The following is a 17,092-nucleotide window of genomic DNA, read 5'->3' as shown; positions in this document are numbered from 1 at the left end:
ATGAGCGGGGTTCCACCTTTTCGTCTTTTGCGCGCAATGTCAGCGCCTGGGCGGCGATGCGGCGCGCCTACAGGCCCTGTTGCAGCGCCGGATCATCCGGGTTTTGTTGCTCCAACTGCGCCAGCAGCACCTGAACGTTCTGCAATTGACCGCTTTCTTTCCAGTAGCTGACCAGCAGCACTCGCGCCTTGCGATTGGCCGGGTGGCGCTGGATGATTTCTTCCAACTGGCGCTGGGCGGCTTCGAGTTCTTCCTGAGCGTGCAGGGTGGTGGCCAGGTCGTAACGGTAATCCTGATTGCTCGGTTCCAGTTCCACTGCCTTGGACAGGCCGAGCAAGGCGTAAGCACGCTCGCCATGGTGCAGCAACCACATGCCCAGGGCGTGTTGCAGGTACGCGGATTCGGGGTGCGCCGCGAGCTGGCGGGCGAGCAGTTGGCGGGACTCGTCGGTCTTGCCCTGTTTATCCAGCAGTTCGATTTGCGCAACCACGGCTTGCAGGTTGTCCGGCTGCAGGCGCATCGCTTGCTCCAGGGCGTTCTGCGCCTCCGGCAGCAGCGCGCTGTGGATGTACAGGCGCGCCAGTTGGAGCCAACCTTCGGCGGTTTCAGGTTGCGCCTTGAGCTTCTTCACGAACTCATCGAGTACCTGCTGCAAGGGCCCGAAATACAGGCCGAGGGTGTCGGGCGAGAGGCCGAGCAATGCGTTGGCGGCGGCAAAGCGCACGTCTTGTTGCGGATCGTCGAGCAACGGCCCGAGTAGCAGCGTGCGCTGGCCCGTGGGCACCAGGCCGACGATGCTGTGAATCGCCGCTTCACGCACCTGCGGCGAGTCATCGGCCAGGTCTTTGTCGGCGAGCTTCAGTGCCTGGGGGCTGGGGTAATTGGGCAGCTCGGCGTGCAAGGCCACACGACGCTCGTCGGACAAGTCCGGCCGGGCCAGTTGCTGGTACAGCACGCGGGCGGCGCCCGGTTCGCCGTTGCGCGCCTGTTTCAAGGCTTTCGCGTAGCCATGGGCAATGGCGGGCGGCACGGCCACCGGGGTGGAACGGGAGAAATACCAGGTGATCAGCACAATCAACAACAGGGCGCACAGGCCGATGATGGAGTAACGGCGTGACTTTGACATGCAGGCGTCCGAGAGCTTAGGCAGCTAGGGCAAAGCTCTCAGCTTCGGTCAGACCACGGCGAGTGTCAAACCTGTATCAGGTCAGCACGTATTCCACCGGCTCCAGGACAGGCGGCAAGGCCGTTTCGCCGAGGGCCGCCAGAATCTCGCGCTCCAGGGTCCGCACGATCGCGTTGCAGGGCAGGTCGTTCTCATCGAAGCCGAAGGGGTCCTCCAGGTCGTCGCCGATTTCGTCGAGGCCAAAGAAGGTGTAGCTGACGATTGCGGTGAACACCGGTGTCAGCCAGCCCAGCGGTTCGGCCATGGCAAACGGCAACAGAATGCAGAACAGGTAGATGGTGCGGTGCAGCAGCAGGGTGTAGGGGAAGGGCAGCGGTGTGCTTTTGATCCGCTCGCACGCTGCCTGCACCTGGGTCAGGCTGACCAGTCGGGTTTCCAGCTGGGTGTAGCGCCATTCACTGATCACGCCCCGTTCGGCCAGCCCGGAAAACCGCGCGCCGAGCTGTTGCAGGACCTGGTCCGGGAGGTTGGGGTGGCCTGCTTCGACGTCGATCCAGGGCTTCACCGCTCGCGCCTCATCTTCCAGGCGCAGGCGCGCGATCAATCCATGGGCAAAGCCGCACAGGCCGCGCAGCAGGCCGGCCCGCTCCAGCGGGTCGCTGAATACCTGGGTTTCACGGATCAGTGAGCGCACTTCGATGGTCATCTGCCCGAGTTGCTTGCGGCCTTCCCACCAGCGGTCGTAGCAAGCGTTGTTGCGAAAACTCATGAAGATCGACAGCGACAGCCCGAGCAAGGTGAACGGCGTGGCATTGACCTTGGAGAAATACGCCGGGTGCAGGGTTTCCACCAGCACGATGACCGAGGCCAGCAACGTGACCAGCAGGCTGCGCAGGGCGATGCGCTTGGCGATCGAGCCCTTGAGCGAAAACAGAATGCCCAGCAGGTTGGGTTTGGGGCGAACGATCATCGGGAGGGGCTTCTTCGGTGGCGCAGGCCATCAGGTTAGAAGCTGGCGGCCGACGCGTCCAATCGCTTGGGCCGACCGCTTGATCGGCGGGGTCTATGATCAAGCGGCATTGGCCAAACCAGTCAGGCATGTTGGTGGCTTTGACCATTGCTGCTGCAGCGCTCTAGAGCGACTATTTCCGCGGCTCTCGTCCGAAAAAACGTCCTGAAAATAAAAATACTGAAGGATTTGAAGCGATGCGTGACTATTTGGCTGCCACTACCGAGTTTGATTACCAACACACCGTCGACAGCGCCTTGGCCGGTAACCTGCAAGGCCTCAATGCCTGCATGGAATGCTGCGACCGACATGCGTTACCAGGGCGCATTGCGCTGTTCTGGGAAGGCAAGGATGGGCGCAGTGCCACATCCACCTTCAGCGACTTGCAAGACCAGGCTGCACGCTTCGCCAATTTCCTGTTGGCCCAGGGCGTCAAACGCGGCGACAAGGTGGCCGGCCTGTTGCCACGCACCGCCGAATTACTGGTGGTGGTCCTTGCGACCTGGCGCATCGGCGCCGTCTACCAACCGTTGTTCACCGCCTTCGGCCCCAAGGCCATTGAGCATCGCCTGAACAGTTCCGGCGCGGCCGTGGTGGTCACCGATGCGGTGAACCGGCCCAAGCTCGCGCAAGTGGAAGGCTGCCCGACGATCGTCACGGTCACTGGCGCCAAGGGCGAAGGCCTGGTACGCGGTGATTTCAGTTTCTGGGCCGAGCTGGCCACCTATTCCAACCACTGCGAGCCGGTGCTGCTGGGCGCTGACGACCCGTTCCTGCTGATGTTCACCTCGGGCACCACCGGCCCGTCGAAAGCGCTGTCGGTGCCGCTCAAGGCCATTGTTGCGTTCCAGAGCTACACCCGCGACGCGGTGGACCTGCGCCCCGAAGACGCATTCTGGAACGTTGCCGACCCGGGCTGGGCCTATGGCATCTATTTCGGCGTGACCGGACCGTTGTCCATGGGCCACCCGATTACTTTCTACGATGGCCCGTTCACCCTCGAAAGCACCTGCCGGGTGATCAATAAATACGGGATCACCAACCTGACCGGCTCGCCGACCGCGTATCGCCTGTTGATTGCCGGCGGCGAGCAATTCGCCCGCTCGATCAAGGGCAAGCTGCGTATTGTCAGCAGTGCCGGCGAGCCGCTGAACCCGGAAGTGATCCGCTGGTTTGCCGACAACCTGGGGGTGACCATCCATGACCATTACGGCCAGACCGAGTTGGGCATGGTGCTGTGCAATCACCACGGCCTGGAACACCCGGTGCATGTCGGTTCGGCGGGTTTTGCCTCGCCAGGGCATCGCATCGTGGTGCTGGACGACGATCACCAGGAATTGCCCGCCGGCCAGCCAGGGATTCTCGCCGTCGACCGTGAGCAATCGCCGATGTGTTGGTTCGCCGGCTATGACGGCGTGCGGACCAAGGCGTTTGTCGGCAAGTACTACCTCAGCGGCGACACCGTCGAACTGAACCCTGACGGCAGCATCAGCTTCGTCGGGCGCAGTGACGATGTGATCACCACTTCCGGCTACCGCGTCGGCCCGTTCGATGTGGAAAGCGCGCTGGTCGAACACCCGGCGGTGGTGGAAGCGGCGGTCGTCGGCAAGCCCGACGCGGAACGCACCGAACTGGTGAAAGCCTTCGTGGTGATCAACGAGCAGTTCCGCGCCACCCCCGAGCTGGCCGAGGAATTGCGCCTGCATGTACGCCAGCGCCTGGCCGCGCATGCCTACCCGCGGGAAATCGAATTTGTCAGCGACTTGCCCAAGACCCCGAGCGGCAAGCTGCAGCGCTTCATTTTGCGTAATCAGGAAATCGCCAAGGCGCAAGCCGTGTTGGCCTGATCCACTTTTCAAGGAAACAACGATGCAGATTGCAAACAAGGTTTTTCTGGTCAGCGGCGGCGCGTCGGGCCTCGGCGCAGCCACCGCTGACATGCTGGTCGCCGCCGGCGCCAAGGTGATGCTGGTGGACCTGAACGCCGATGCCGTCGCGGCCAAGGCCAAACAACTGGGCGACAACGCCCGCAGCGCGGTGGCGGACATCAGCCAGGAAGCCGCTGCCGAAGCCGCCGTGCAGGCCACCGTTGCGGCCTTTGGGGGCTTGCACGGGCTGGTGAACTGCGCCGGTGTGGTACGTGGCGAGAAGATCCTCGGCAAGAACGGCCCCCATGGGCTGGCCAGCTTTGCCCAGGTGATCAACGTCAACCTGATCGGCAGCTTCAACCTGCTGCGCCTGGCCGCTGCGGCCATCGCAGAAACCCAGGCGGACGCCGACGGTGAACGCGGCGTGATCATCAATACCGCGTCGGTGGCGGCGTTTGACGGGCAGATCGGCCAGGCGGCGTATGCTGCGTCCAAAGGTGCGATCGCCAGCCTGACCCTGCCCGCCGCGCGTGAATTGGCACGCTTCGGCATTCGGGTGATGACCATCGCCCCCGGCATTTTCGAAACCCCGATGATGGCCGGCATGACCCCGGAAGTCCGCGATTCCCTGGCCGCTGGCGTGCCGTTCCCGCCACGCCTGGGCAAACCGAGCGAATACGCCGCGTTGGTTCGACACATCATTGAAAACAGCATGCTCAATGGCGAGGTGATCCGTCTCGACGGCGCCTTGCGCATGGCAGCCAAGTAAGAGAGGAAGCGTCATGAGTGACCCCATCGTAATTGTCAGCGCCGCACGCACCCCCATGGGCGGGTTCCAGGGCGATCTCAAAGGCCTGACCGCACCGCAACTGGGCTCCGCGGCGATTCGCGCCGCCGTCGAGCGTGCCGGCATCGCCAGCGATGCCGTGGATGAAGTGCTGTTCGGCTGTGTACTGCCGGCCGGCCTCGGCCAGGCCCCGGCACGCCAGGCCGCGCTTGGCGCCGGGCTGGACAAGGCCACCCGCTGCACCACCCTCAACAAAATGTGCGGCTCGGGCATGGAGGCGACGATGCTTGCCCATGATTCGCTGCTGGCCGGCAGCGTTGATGTGGTGATTGCCGGCGGCATGGAAAGCATGTCCAACGCGCCGTACCTGCTGGACCGCGCACGCAGCGGCTACCGCATGGGCCACGGCCGCGTGCTCGACCATATGTTCCTCGACGGCCTGGAAGACGCTTACGACAAAGGCCGCCTGATGGGCACCTTTGCCGAAGACTGCGCACAACATAACGGCTTTACCCGCGAGGCCCAGGATGCGTTTGCCATTGCATCCCTGAGCCGCGCACAAGCCGCGATCAGCAATGGCAGCTTCGCGGCCGAGATCGTGCCGGTGCAGGTCACAGTGGGCAAGGAGCAAAAAACCATCCTGCATGATGAGCAACCACCCAAAGCCAAGCCGGAGAAGATCGCCAGCCTGAAGCCGGCGTTCCGTGAAGGGGGCACAGTGACTGCGGCCAACTCCAGTTCGATTTCCGACGGTGCGGCGGCCTTGCTCCTGATGCGTCAGTCCGAGGCGCACAAGCGCGGGCTGCAACCCTTGGCGGTGATCCGTGGGCATGCGGCGTTTGCCGATGAACCGGGCCTGTTTCCGGAGGCGCCGGTGGGGGCGATCCGCAAGTTGATGAGCAAGACCGGCTGGAACCTGGGCGACGTGGACCTGTTCGAAATCAACGAAGCCTTTGCCGTGGTCAGCCTGATCACCATGAGCAAGCTGGAGATCCCCCACGACAAGGTCAACATTCATGGCGGCGCCTGTGCCCTGGGCCACCCGATCGGCGCCTCAGGCGCGCGGATTCTGGTGACGCTGCTGTCGGCCCTGCGCCAGAAAGGCCTCAAGCGTGGCGTCGCCGCCATCTGCATCGGCGGCGGTGAAGCCACGGCCATGGCGGTCGAATGCCTGTATTAAGGATTGAACATGCTGCCCAATGACGAACAACTGCAAATCAGCGACGCGGCCCGACAATTCGCCCAGGAACGCCTGAAACCGTTCGCGGCCGAGTGGGACCGCGAGCACCGCTTTCCCAAGGAGGCCATCGGCGAAATGGCCGAACTGGGCTTCTTCGGCATGCTGGTGCCGGAACAGTGGGGCGGTTGCGACACCGGCTACCTGGCCTACGCCATGGCCCTGGAAGAAATCGCCGCCGGCGACGGGGCCTGCTCGACCATCATGAGCGTACACAACTCGGTGGGCTGCGTGCCGATCCTCACGTTCGGCAACGATCAGCAGAAAGAGCAATTCCTCAAGCCCCTGGCCAGCGGCGCGATGCTCGGCGCCTTCGCGTTGACCGAGCCGCAGGCCGGTTCCGATGCCAGCAGCCTGAAAACCCGTGCGCGCCGCGAAGGCGACCACTATGTGTTGAACGGCTGCAAACAATTCATCACCTCCGGGCAAAACGCCGGCATCGTGATTGTGTTTGCCGTCACCGACCCGGCGGCGGGCAAGCGCGGCATCAGCGCGTTTATCGTGCCGACGAATTCGCCGGGCTACACGGTGGCGCGGGTCGAGGACAAGCTGGGCCAGCATGCGTCGGACACTTGCCAGATCCTGTTCGAAGACGTCAAGGTGCCGCTCGCCAATCGTCTGGGGGAGGAGGGCGAAGGCTACCGCATCGCCCTGGCCAACCTCGAAGGCGGGCGTGTCGGCATTGCCTCGCAATCGGTGGGCATGGCCCGCGCCGCCTTTGAAGCGGCGCGTGACTATGCCCGCGAGCGCGAAAGTTTTGGCAAACCCTTGATCGAACACCAGGCCGTGGCCTTCCGCCTGGCGGACATGGCCACGCAAATCGCCGTCGCGCGGCAAATGGTGCATTACGCCGCCGCCCTGCGTGACAGCGGCAAACCGGCGCTGGTCGAGGCGTCCATGGCCAAGCTGTTCGCCTCGGAAATGGCCGAGAAAGTCTGCTCCGCCGCCTTGCAAACCTTGGGCGGTTACGGTTACCTGAGCGACTTCCCCTTGGAGCGGATCTACCGCGATGTGCGGGTCTGCCAGATTTACGAAGGCACCAGCGATATTCAGCGCATGGTCATCTCACGCAATCTTTAAGGAGCCATTACATGAGTTACGAAACTATTTTGCTCGACGTGCAGGGCCGTGTCGGGTTGATCACCCTCAACCGCCCGCAAGCCCTGAACGCGTTGAACGCACAACTGATCAACGAGTTGAATCAGGCGCTGGACACCCTGGAACGCAACCCTGAAATCGGCTGCATCGTGCTGACCGGCTCGAAAAAAGCCTTCGCCGCTGGCGCCGACATCAAGGAAATGGCCGAGCTGACCTACCCGCGGATCTATATCGACGACCTGTTCAGCGAGGCCGATCGCGTGGCCAACCGTCGCAAGCCGATCATCGCGGCCGTCAACGGCTTCGCCCTGGGCGGCGGCTGTGAGCTGGCGCTGATGTGCGACTTCATTCTGGCGGGCGACGGCGCCAAGTTCGGCCAGCCGGAAATCAACCTCGGCGTGCTGCCGGGCATGGGCGGCACCCAGCGCCTGACCCGCGCCGTGGGCAAGGCCAAAGCCATGGAAATGTGCCTGACCGGGCGCTTTATCGATGCGGTGGAAGCCGAGCGTTGTGGGGTCGTGGCGCGTATTGTCCCGGCCGATGAACTGCTCGAAGAGGCGCTGAAAGTCGCCACGCTGATTGCCGGCAAGTCGGTGCCGATCAGCATGATGGTCAAGGAAAGCGTGAACCGGGCGTTTGAAGTGAGCCTGTCGGAAGGCGTGCGCTTTGAGCGTCGAGTATTCCATGCGGCGTTTGCGACGCAGGATCAGAAGGAAGGCATGGCGGCATTCGTGGCCAAGCGCGCGCCTGAATTCAAAGACCAGTAAGCAGCTTATAAACGCCACACCCCCCCTGTGGGACGCTCCCACAGGGGGGGTGTGGCGTGTCAGTCAGAGCTGGTAGTTCTTCAGCTCCCGTGCAATCACCATCCGCTGAATCTCGCTGGTGCCCTCGTAGATCTGCGTGATCCGCGCATCGCGGTAGTAGCGCTCCACCGGATAATCCTCCAGATACCCATACCCGCCATGAATCTGCATGGCCGAGGAGCAGACCTTTTCGGCCATTTCCGAGGCGAACAGCTTGGCCTGGGACGCTTCCGACAGGCACGGCTTGCCCGCACTGCGCAGGCGTGCGGCGTGCAGGATCAGTAAACGTGCGGCATTGAGCCGGGTTTGCATGTCGGCCAGCAGGTTGGCCACGCTCTGGTGCTCGATGATGGCCTTGTCGAACTGCACGCGGTCACGGGCATACGCCAGCGCCGCTTCAAACGCAGCACGGGCGATGCCCAGGGCTTGAGCGGCAATGCCGATGCGCCCGCCTTCCAGGTTGGACAGCGCAATCGCCAGGCCTTTGCCGCGCTCACCCAGCAGGTTGGCCTCAGGCACGCTGCATTGGTTGAGGGTGACGGCACAGGTGTCCGAGGCGCGGATGCCCATTTTGTGTTCGGTACGGTCGACCACGAACCCCGGCGTGTCGGTCGGCACCAGGAAGGCAGAAATGCCGCGCTTGCCCAGTTCCGGATCGGTCACCGCAAACACAATCGCCAACTTGGCGCGCTTGCCGTTGCTGACAAACTGCTTGGCGCCATTGATCACCCACTGGCCGTCGCGCAGTTCGGCACGGGTACGCAGGTTGTGGGCTTCGGAGCCGGCCTGCGGTTCGGTCAGGCAGAAGCAGCCGATGGCCTGGCCGCTGGCGAGGTCGGCCAGCCAGGTTTGTTTCTGTTCAGGTGTGCCGTAGTTGAGGATTGGCCCGCAACCCACTGAATTATGGATACTCATCAGGGCGCCTGTGGCACCGTCGCCGGCGGAAATCTCTTCCACAGCCAAGGCATATGCTACGTAATCGACATAGGTGCCGCCCCATTCTTCCGGCACCACCATGCCCAGCAGGCCCAGTTCGCCCATCTTCGCCACCAGGGCATCATCGATCCAGCCGGCTTTTTCCCAGGCCTGGGCGTGAGGGGCGATTTCGCCACGGGCAAAGTCGCGCGCCATGTCGCGAATCATGATCTGTTCTTCAGTATATTCAATATCTTGCATGGCTTATCTCGCAACCTGCGTGAAGTTGTGGAAGAAGCTTTCCACGTGGCTCGGGTCCAGTCCATGGAGCGTCGACGGGTTCCAGCGCGGGCTCTTGTCCTTGTCGATGATCAGGGCGCGGACGCCTTCAATCAGGTCGCCACGCTCGAACCACTGGCGATCCAGATGCAGTTCCAGGGCGAAACACTGCTCCAGCCGCAAACGGCGCCCGCGCCGCAGCATTTCCAGGGTCACGGCCATGGCCAGCGGCGAACGGGTTTGCATCAGGTTGGCCGTGGTCAGCGCCCATTCATGGCTGTTGGCGACGGTTACTTGCTGCAGTTGTTCGACAATGCTCTGCACGTCCGGCAGGGCAAAGAAATGATCGATAGCGGGGCGCAAGGCGGCAAGCGGGGCGTCCGGCAGTTGTTGCACGGCCAGCTTGGCCAACACGCCTTGCAGGTCCTTGAGAGGGGAGTCTTGCCATTGCAGTTGATCGAGTTTCTGGTCGAGGTCGGCCAGCTTGGTGCTGTCCAGGTACCAGTCCGCCAGCCCGCAGTACAACGCATCGGCCGCGCGAATCTGCACGCCGGTAACGCCCAGATAAATGCCCAGTTCGCCAGGAATGCGCGGCAGGAAGTAGCTGCCGCCGACGTCGGGGAAGTAACCGATCGCCACTTCCGGCATCGCCAGGCGGCTGCGTTCGGTGACCACGCGCAGATCCGCGCCTTGCACCAGGCCCATGCCGCCGCCTAGGACAAAACCGTCCATCAGGGCCAGTATCGGTTTGCGGTAATGGTGGATGGACAGGTCGAGGGCGTATTCCTCGACGAAGAAATCCTGGTGCAGGCTGTCGCCGTTCTTGAAGCTGTCGTAAAGCGAGCGAATATCGCCGCCGGCGCAGAAGGCTTTTTCACCGGTACCGCGTAGGACCACGGCGTACACCTGGGGATCGTCTGCCCAGGCCTGTAACTGTTCGGTCAGGCTGCGAACCATGTTCAGGGTGATGGCGTTCAAGCCGGCGGGGCGATTGAGGGTAAGGTGGCCAATATGGTTGCGAACGTCGGCCAGAACCTCTTGCTGAAGCCTGTCGGCGTGGCTTGCCTCGGATGAAACCTGAGCAGTCATCTGTAACTCCCTGCTTTTATTGTTCTTTATCAATATGTTCGGGGACGAACGCTCCCGCGATCGTACCAGTGCAAATTTGCCCAGTACAACCCGGAATCATGCAGGTCGTTTTTGCATTTATGCAGAACCGGCGATCAGGCCGCCGAAGGATGAAAATAGCCGGCCAGAGCCTCGGCGCAGAGCAGCACGGCCCGCCTGGCCGCAGGCTCGGCAGCGGGGTGGTTGATAAACCCGTGGCGCATGCCTGGGTACTCTTTGTGCCGCACCGGCACCCCGGCGGTTTTCAAGCGTCGCGCGAAGGCGCGCCCTTCATCGCGCAGCGGATCGCAGCCGGCGGTGATGATCAAGGCCGCAGGCAAGCCCTGCAGGCACGGATCGCGGGCGGGTGAAAGCCAAGGATGCGCCCGCGGCGTATCGGCGGGTACGTAGTGGCTCACGTACCACTCCAGCAATTCGGCCGTCAGCCCGAAGCCTGTGGCGAAGTCATGTCGGGAACGATTGCGCGCCAGGCAGTCGAGAAGCGGGTAGAGCAGTAATTGAAAACCGATGTGCGCCTCGCCCAGGTCCCTGGCCATTTGGCCGATCACCGCGGCAAGCCCGCCGCCCGAGCCACCGCCCGCCACGGCGATGCGCCGAGTGTCCAAGCCCAGGCTGGCACCGTGGCGGGCGATCCAGACCGTGGCGGCATAACAGCTTTTTACCGCGGCGGGGAAGCGTTGTTCCGGTGGCCTCGGGTAGTCCACCGCCACCACGGCGCAGCCGGCCCACTCCGCCATCACCCGGCAAAAGCTGTCGTGGGTATCGAGGTCGCCTGTGACCCAGCCGCCGCCATGGAAATACATCAGCACCGCTGCCGGCGCAGGACGGGCCGGCCGGTACAGCCTCACGGCCACCGGCTGCCCCGGTGTGGCCAGGGTCAGGTCGCTGACATCCATCACCACCGCATCACGCACTTCCCGACGTGCCTGCTCGGGGCTCATGGCCTGGCCTCCGGTGCCTGTGCCTGGGCTTCGATTTCCACCAGGTAGTCCGGGGTTATCAGCGCCTTGACGCCCAACAACATGGTGGTCGGTTCGCAGCCCTCGAAAAACTCCTTATGCGCTTGGGCGATTTGCGGCCACCACTTCACGTTGGTGGTGTACATGCGTGTGGCAATCACTCGGGTGCGATCGGTGCCCAGCCGTTTAAGCGCCGCTTCGATGATTTCCAGGCAGCGACGGGTCTGTAAGTACACATCGTCGCTGGCGTAGGGGTTGCCCTGCTCGTCGAAGGCTACCGTGCCACTGGTGACGATGGTTTCACCGACGCGCAAGGCACGGCAGTAACCGCCATTTTTCTCCCAGGGGGCGGCGGAAAAGCAGCGCTGGATCGATGCGCCCTTTGGAATCGGTTCAAGTTCGACGTGGAGGGTCTTCAAGCCGCGGAACTGCAGGTTACTGGTACGCCACACCGGCGGCTTTTTCTCCTGCAGGCGCAGGTTCGGGAAGCGCTTGAGCAGGCTGCTGAACACCACCTCGGCCTCCAGCCGGAACAGCGCCGGGCCCAGACAGAAATGCACGCCACGGCCAAAGGCCAGGTGGTCGTTTTTCGCGCGTTGAATGTTGAAGCGGTCCGGGTCGGCGAAGTGCTCCGGGTCGCGGTTGGCAGCGGCACGTATCAGGTACACCAGATCGCCTTTGCGCAGGGTCTGGCCTCTGAGCTCGATATCTTGCGTCACGACGCGATGGCTGAACTGCCCCGACGGATCAATGCGCAGCATTTCTTCGATCGCGGGTTTCATCAACGAACCATCGGCCAGCAGTGCGTTCAACTGGGCAGGGTTGGTCAACAAGTACCACAGGCCGATGCCCAGCATATCGGCGCTGGTGGTGTAGCCAGCCACCAGAACAAAGGCCACCTGGGCCAGCAGATCGTCTGTGCTCGTGTCGGGGCCGGCGGCGGCAATGACACGGCTGACCAAGTCGTCACGCGGGGCCTGTCGGCGTCGCTCGATCAGGTTGCCGAAGTACGCATACATCTCCTCCAGGCCTTGCGCGGCGGCGCCGGGAGTATTCGCCGGGTCAAGGTTGCCGACCAGAAACATCAGGATCACATCGGTCCAGCGCCGCAGCTTGAGCGCATCTTTTTTGGGGATGCCGTAGAGCATCGCCAGCACTCTGGCCGGCACCTGATTGAACAGGCGGCTCATCAGTTCGGCGGAAGGGCCCACTGTGGCGAGGAGTTCATCGGTAACCGCCTGGATGTCTGCCCGCAGCGCTTCAATCGAGCGCGGCGTGAATGCGCGGCCGAGCAGATGGCGGCTGGCCTCATGGACTTTGCCATCCTGGGCGTACATCCAGCGCGATGCTTTTTCAATAAAGGGCTCGTACATCGCGCGTTTTTCGGGCGGCAGTTGCGCGTTTACCAACTGGCGTATCCGATCCGAGGAGTAGCGCGCGGCGTCGCTTTGCGCCTTGAAGACGTCATCGAAGCGAGTCAGCATCCACGCCTTGTGCTGGGAACTCCAATACACGGGATGATGGGTGCGTAGAAACGCGTAGGCCGGGTAGGGATCGCGAACCGTGTCGGGGTCGCGGAAGTCGGGTTTGCCTTGAGGGTTCATGGTTATTGATCCTCATACAATGCGCGGGTGAACTGCTGGATGTAGTCGGCTTTCGCGATAGGCGCGTCGACCAGCTCGTCAGGCGGCTTCAGCCAGTCGCCGAGCCAGGCAATGCGCGCAATGCTGGCGCACGGTTCGTCATCGTGAGCGAGCCCCCAGCGGTGCAAATAGGCGACAAACACTGCGATCAAGTCGCGCAGCAGGCCCGGTTCGAGCGGCTGGCCTTCGAGCGCCTGAATGATCAGATCGAGGGCGCGGGCGTAAGTCAGCCCCACCGCTTGCGGGTGGGAAAAATCACCGGCGTCTCGGCACTGCCGGACAATGCTCCGCTCGATTGCCTGGCCCGGGTTACAGGGCGCGACCCGGTCAAATCGCGGACGGGACAGCGCATCCTTGATCACTTGGTAGGCCATCACGCTGTTGTCCCCGGCGAATGTCGGGCTGATCTCGAAGTCCATGCGCAGGGTGACGATCTGGTTGTAGTGGTGAAACCCTTGTGAACCACACAACTCACGGCACTGGGCGATCACTTCCAGGCCCATCCAGGTGCCGATGCATTTGCTTAATGCCGCGAGAATGTGCAGGTCTTTACGCCGTTCGGTCTGCGGCCATTGCGCTTCGAAGCGTTCGAGGATGGCTTGCTCAAGATACTTGAGGGCCAATGCCTTGAGCTGGACGTTGTACAAGCGCTGGCGAAACAGCGGGTTGCCCAGTAGCGGGCCGGCCTGTGTCAGGCGGTGGCGGGCGAATTGATAGGCCAGGTGCGCGCTCAATCCTGCACCAAGGCGCGAGGCGGCCATCAACAGCAGGCGCTCCTGAAGGAATGTCTCCAGTGCATTGATAAAACGTTCGTTTTTGGGCAGGTCGCTGACGAACTGGCCGTTGCGGGTAAACCTGGCGTGGCGTTGCAACAAGGCGTCGGTGTCCAGCTGCATCTGGCAAAAGCGCAAACCGCCGACCTGATTGGCGTGAATGCCGCCCTTGGGGTCGCAAGCCATGACCTTGACACCCGGGCGCAACGGGCCGTTCTCCGCGTCGCGAATCACCACGCGAAACCAGTGGTGCCCCTGGTCTTCGCCATTGACCTGCAATCGCGCGAGTACCATCGCCACCTGGGCAGCATACAAACTGTTGCCGATCCAGTATTTACAGGCGCCGGCGCACGGTGAGTCGAGCACCAGGCAGTGCCGGGCAGGATCGTAGGTAACGGTCGTCTTGAGGTTACGCACGTCGGTGCCGCTGGCGATTTCAGTGCAGCCAAAGGCATACACAGCGCGCATCTGAATGACTTCATCGCGGTAGCGCGCCACTTGCTCCGGGCTGCCCTGGGTCAGTAAGGCGTTGGCGGCAATCATGTGGTCGACCAGCGAGGAATACAGTGCGTAATCGTAGGCGCCGATCACGCCGATCTGTTCGCACAGCGCCCTGAAATGTGATTCGTCCGGTTGGCCGAGCCACATGTCATTGTTGATCACTCCGGCATTGAAAATGGCGTGCATACGCCTGATGGTCAGGTCCATGTAGGCCCTGAGGGGGAGGTGGTGACGTTCTCGAGCAGCAAATAACGGGGTGCGAAGCAGGTGTTGCAGACATTCGTTCATACCGTAACCCTCAGCCAGACTCTGCATGTCTTCGCTACTGGGTTACGGCGTTCCAGACCTCAAGTGAACCACTGACATAGTTAGAACTTTAGCCGCCGTGTACTGCGTCGCAACTCTGTGGACACGCCACTCGTCGTGCGCCATGCACGGGCTCAATTGACACGGCTTGCCAGTACCTCACCGATACTGCGGCGGCGCGCGTGGGTTTCTGCGGCGTGGATCAACTGTTCCAGTTCATTGGGTTCCACATCGTAGAACTGTTCCATCTCGGCCAATGCCAGCTTCAGGTCGGCGGCGGTAATCGCCGGATCGCGTGCGGCCCTGGCATCCTTAAAGATTGCTGTCGGCGACTCGCTGGCACCTTTGGGATAGCGCGTGCGGGTGGCATTGTTGTAGGCCAGTGCACAGGTCAATAACGCTCCGGCGCCGAGCATCACCACCGGCAGTTCCTGCCAGCCGAGCGCCGCCGAGGACGGATCGGCCAGTACCAGCGTCATCGCCAGGCCTCCCGCGGGCGGGTGCAGGCAGCGCAGCCAGCAGATCAGGATCACAGTCATGCCCGCAGCCAGGCAGGCGCTGCCCAAGGTGCGCCCCAGGACCCGCGCGACTAACAGCGCGACCACGGCCGCACACAGGTAGCTGCCGATGATCGACCACGGCTGGGCCAGGGCGCCGGATGAAACGGCAAACAGCAGCACGGCCGACGCGCCCAGCGGGCCGAGCAGGTGCAGGGCGACCTCCATGCCAAACACTTGGGCGCAGAGCCATACGCTGAGCAGAGTGCCCAAGGCCATGCCGATCGCGGCACGGCTCCATTCGGCAGGGCGGGTATTGATGGCGGCGGGTAACCAGCGAGCGAGCATCGACAACTTCCATAAACAGCGGGCAAAAAAAAGGCTTGTCTGGTTTCCCGGAAAAGCCCTTGAAAGTTCCTGCATTTGGGGGAGGAACCTGCGTAGTGTGCCGAGCGCGATGCAAGGTCGCCAATGCATATTAATGCAGGTTAAATACAAAAATAATGGACTCAACTGGCCGGCTGCCGCCGGCGCAGTCAAGGTTGGAGGGGCTTGTCCAAGTGCAGCAGCACGTAGGGATTCTTGTCGAATGTGCCGGTGAGCGTCGGTGTGATCGAGCGCAATCGCGGGTCTTGCAACGCTTCGAAGTCGTCCTGGCTCATGACCAGCCACGCCGGGCCTTGCAACGTCGCCAGGTCGGCGGGCTGCTGTGTGAACAACGGCACTCGGTCGCAATCGAGGTTGACGATGAACTTGATGGCTTTGGCATCTTTGCCCAGCGCATGCAGCACGACGGGCGCCGGTTGCTGGTGGACCTGGGCCTGGACTTGCAGGCTGAAGGTACGCGTGTCATAGAGGCTACGCTCCAGTGGCTCGACCACCCAAATATAGGTGGTCCATACCGCCAGCACGGCGGTCAGCGCCGGCGCCAGCATGCGCAGGCGTGCCTGGAACACTGCCACCAACGCCAGCACTTGAAGCACGCCAAGCACGCCCAACACCCAGCCGATGTGCGCCAACTGCTCCGGGTAACGCGGGCGCGCCATCCAGAGCCCGGCGATCAGCAACGCAGGTAACACGGTCCACAGGCTCAGCATCAAACCGCGCAGCCAGCCGAACAACCGGCCGTGGGCGACTTGAAACGGATACGCCGCAATAATGGCCGCCATCGGCAGCATCGGCAGCACGTAACGCGCTTTCTTCGCCTGGGGCACCGACAAGCCGAGCATCACCAGCAAGCCCGCCGCGGCGCAGTACAGCACCAACTGCAACGCCGGATCAGGTGCGCGTCGGCCGCCCAGCGCTATCGCCAGCAGCACCAGCAACGCCAGCGGGTAAGCCAGCGCGTAGTTGCCCAGGGAACTGCTGAAGTAATACAACGCACCGCTGGAGCCTTCACTGCCATCCATCCGCCCGAGGAACTGCATGCGGATCACGTCCTGCATGAACGCTTCGCCGCCACTGAGCTTGGCCAGCAGCAACAGCAGGCCGACGCAGGCCCCCAGCAGTGCCAGGGCCAACAGGCCGAAGCTGAACAGTTGGCGCCATTGACGGTTGATCAGGAAGTAGCTGCACAGCACGCCTGTGGGAATCACCAGGCCAATCGGCCCACGGATCGCAAAGCCCACGATCAACAGCAGGTACAGCCAATGCAAGCGCTTGGCGGCGCCGAAGTGATCATGTGCATAACCCAGGTAGAACACCGTCAGGGCCACGGCCGCGAGCATCTGGTCCAGCGACACAGCGCGGGTTTCGCTGATAAACGTGCTGCTGAGCAACAGCAGCGCAACACTCAGCAGGCCCCAACGCTGGGAGTAGGGCGCCGTCAGGCGATACACCAGCATGACGATCAGCGCCGAAGCGATGGACGTCGGCAACCAGGCCGTGAAGCTGTTGACCTGGCCCAGGGGCAAGGACAGCAGCCACGTCATCAGCGTCGAGGTCGCCAGGTAATCGGCATACGGTTGCCCGTAGGTCGTGGGGAAGAAGCTCGGCCCATGGCGCAGCATTTCCTGGGCGAATACCACGAAGCGCGAGTCAAACCCGATGATTGCCTGGTGCCAGTTACCGGCGATGAATAACAGCAACGCCAGCAGCGCCAACCCCAGCGACTGGCGCCGGATCGCTGCGTTCATCAGTTGGGGCATTTGATCGTTCACT

The 17,092-nt window shown here is 62.7% G+C and carries 14 protein-coding genes; 5 read left to right on the top strand and 9 right to left on the bottom strand.

Translation table 11 applies throughout. From position 1 onward, the window contains the following. Positions 1-67: 67 nt before the first annotated feature. Together ACP7E3_RS14130 and ACP7E3_RS14125 are read right to left on the bottom strand one after the other, a co-directional pair. Entirely contained in the window at positions 68-1,126 is a 1,059-nt protein-coding gene (locus tag ACP7E3_RS14130) for a tetratricopeptide repeat protein (protein ID WP_017846266.1), read from the bottom strand. A 76-nt stretch (positions 1,127-1,202) separates the two neighbouring features. After that, positions 1,203-2,096, bottom strand: a complete 894-nt coding sequence (locus tag ACP7E3_RS14125; RefSeq protein ID WP_201021066.1) for a bestrophin family protein — start codon at positions 2,094-2,096, stop codon at positions 1,203-1,205. A 236-nt stretch (positions 2,097-2,332) separates the two neighbouring features. Here ACP7E3_RS14125 and ACP7E3_RS14120 point away from each other — a divergent pair, with 236 nt between their 5' ends. Genes ACP7E3_RS14120 through ACP7E3_RS14100 form a run of 5 tightly spaced genes read left to right on the top strand, consistent with a single transcriptional unit; the run spans position 2,333 to position 7,892 of the window. Next, entirely contained in the window at positions 2,333-3,982 is a 1,650-nt protein-coding gene (locus ACP7E3_RS14120; protein WP_426123439.1) for an AMP-binding protein, read from the top strand. Positions 3,983-4,004: 22 nt separating this feature from the next. After that, positions 4,005-4,772 carry an SDR family NAD(P)-dependent oxidoreductase gene (locus ACP7E3_RS14115; protein ID WP_017846263.1) on the top strand — a complete coding sequence of 256 codons (768 nt, stop codon included), beginning with the start codon at positions 4,005-4,007 and terminating at the stop codon, positions 4,770-4,772. Positions 4,773-4,785: 13 nt separating this feature from the next. Next, positions 4,786-5,970 carry an acetyl-CoA C-acyltransferase gene (locus ACP7E3_RS14110; protein WP_017846262.1) on the top strand — a complete coding sequence of 395 codons (1,185 nt, stop codon included), beginning with the start codon at positions 4,786-4,788 and terminating at the stop codon, positions 5,968-5,970. Between the two features lie 9 nt (positions 5,971-5,979). Further along, positions 5,980-7,107 carry an acyl-CoA dehydrogenase gene (locus ACP7E3_RS14105; protein WP_426123437.1) on the top strand — a complete coding sequence of 376 codons (1,128 nt, stop codon included), beginning with the start codon at positions 5,980-5,982 and terminating at the stop codon, positions 7,105-7,107. 11 nt (positions 7,108-7,118) lie between these two features. Continuing rightward, complete coding sequence (locus tag ACP7E3_RS14100; RefSeq protein WP_017846260.1) at positions 7,119-7,892, top strand: enoyl-CoA hydratase; 774 nt, start codon at positions 7,119-7,121, stop codon at positions 7,890-7,892. A 63-nt stretch (positions 7,893-7,955) separates the two neighbouring features. Here the strand turns inward: ACP7E3_RS14100 and ACP7E3_RS14095 are convergent, their stop codons facing one another. From ACP7E3_RS14095 to ACP7E3_RS14065, 7 genes are all read right to left on the bottom strand, one after another. Further along, a complete protein-coding gene (locus ACP7E3_RS14095; RefSeq protein ID WP_057004145.1) occupies positions 7,956-9,107 on the bottom strand; it encodes an acyl-CoA dehydrogenase family protein in 1,152 nt (383 codons plus the stop codon). Positions 9,108-9,110: 3 nt separating this feature from the next. Then, entirely contained in the window at positions 9,111-10,214 is a 1,104-nt protein-coding gene (locus ACP7E3_RS14090) for an enoyl-CoA hydratase/isomerase family protein (RefSeq protein ID WP_426123434.1), read from the bottom strand. Positions 10,215-10,348: 134 nt separating this feature from the next. After that, on the bottom strand, positions 10,349-11,194 hold the full coding sequence (locus ACP7E3_RS14085; protein WP_017846257.1) for an alpha/beta hydrolase: 846 nt from the start codon (positions 11,192-11,194) through the stop codon (positions 10,349-10,351). After that, a complete protein-coding gene (locus ACP7E3_RS14080; protein WP_046383500.1) occupies positions 11,191-12,816 on the bottom strand; it encodes a cytochrome P450 in 1,626 nt (541 codons plus the stop codon). The genes ACP7E3_RS14085 and ACP7E3_RS14080 overlap by 4 nt, the downstream gene beginning before the upstream one ends. Before the next feature lie 2 nt (positions 12,817-12,818). Further along, positions 12,819-14,336: an acyl-CoA dehydrogenase family protein gene (locus ACP7E3_RS14075; protein ID WP_046383499.1), complete on the bottom strand. Its 1,518-nt coding sequence runs from the start codon at positions 14,334-14,336 to the stop codon at positions 12,819-12,821. A gap of 233 nt (positions 14,337-14,569) precedes the next feature. After that, positions 14,570-15,280, bottom strand: a complete 711-nt coding sequence (locus ACP7E3_RS14070; RefSeq protein WP_426123431.1) for an HPP family protein — start codon at positions 15,278-15,280, stop codon at positions 14,570-14,572. Positions 15,281-15,468: 188 nt separating this feature from the next. Next, complete coding sequence (locus tag ACP7E3_RS14065; protein ID WP_057004143.1) at positions 15,469-17,079, bottom strand: ArnT family glycosyltransferase; 1,611 nt, start codon at positions 17,077-17,079, stop codon at positions 15,469-15,471. Positions 17,080-17,092 lie beyond the last annotated feature (13 nt).

This window comes from Pseudomonas sp. PSPC2-3 (assembly GCF_049898265.1).
Classification (GTDB): Bacteria; Pseudomonadota; Gammaproteobacteria; order Pseudomonadales; family Pseudomonadaceae; genus Aquipseudomonas; species Aquipseudomonas veronii.
The sequence above is the reverse complement of the archived record's forward strand: the minus strand, read 5'-3'. Positions and strand labels throughout refer to the sequence as shown.

What these genes read in the sequence shown, in the direction of transcription:
- ACP7E3_RS14130 (WP_017846266.1), bottom strand. Translation starts at nt 1,126, where the DNA reads ATGTCAAAGTCACGCCGTTACTCCATCATCGGCCTGTGCGCCCTGTTG.
- ACP7E3_RS14125 (WP_201021066.1), bottom strand. Translation starts at nt 2,096, where the DNA reads ATGATCGTTCGCCCCAAACCCAACCTGCTGGGCATTCTGTTTTCGCTC.
- ACP7E3_RS14120 (WP_426123439.1), top strand. Translation starts at nt 2,333, where the DNA reads ATGCGTGACTATTTGGCTGCCACTACCGAGTTTGATTACCAACACACC.
- ACP7E3_RS14115 (WP_017846263.1), top strand. Translation starts at nt 4,005, where the DNA reads ATGCAGATTGCAAACAAGGTTTTTCTGGTCAGCGGCGGCGCGTCGGGC.
- ACP7E3_RS14110 (WP_017846262.1), top strand. Translation starts at nt 4,786, where the DNA reads ATGAGTGACCCCATCGTAATTGTCAGCGCCGCACGCACCCCCATGGGC.
- ACP7E3_RS14105 (WP_426123437.1), top strand. Translation starts at nt 5,980, where the DNA reads ATGCTGCCCAATGACGAACAACTGCAAATCAGCGACGCGGCCCGACAA.
- ACP7E3_RS14100 (WP_017846260.1), top strand. Translation starts at nt 7,119, where the DNA reads ATGAGTTACGAAACTATTTTGCTCGACGTGCAGGGCCGTGTCGGGTTG.
- ACP7E3_RS14095 (WP_057004145.1), bottom strand. Translation starts at nt 9,107, where the DNA reads ATGCAAGATATTGAATATACTGAAGAACAGATCATGATTCGCGACATG.
- ACP7E3_RS14090 (WP_426123434.1), bottom strand. Translation starts at nt 10,214, where the DNA reads ATGACTGCTCAGGTTTCATCCGAGGCAAGCCACGCCGACAGGCTTCAG.
- ACP7E3_RS14085 (WP_017846257.1), bottom strand. Translation starts at nt 11,194, where the DNA reads ATGAGCCCCGAGCAGGCACGTCGGGAAGTGCGTGATGCGGTGGTGATG.
- ACP7E3_RS14080 (WP_046383500.1), bottom strand. Translation starts at nt 12,816, where the DNA reads ATGAACCCTCAAGGCAAACCCGACTTCCGCGACCCCGACACGGTTCGC.
- ACP7E3_RS14075 (WP_046383499.1), bottom strand. Translation starts at nt 14,336, where the DNA reads ATGGACCTGACCATCAGGCGTATGCACGCCATTTTCAATGCCGGAGTG.
- ACP7E3_RS14070 (WP_426123431.1), bottom strand. Translation starts at nt 15,280, where the DNA reads ATGCTCGCTCGCTGGTTACCCGCCGCCATCAATACCCGCCCTGCCGAA.
- ACP7E3_RS14065 (WP_057004143.1), bottom strand. Translation starts at nt 17,079, where the DNA reads ATGCCCCAACTGATGAACGCAGCGATCCGGCGCCAGTCGCTGGGGTTG.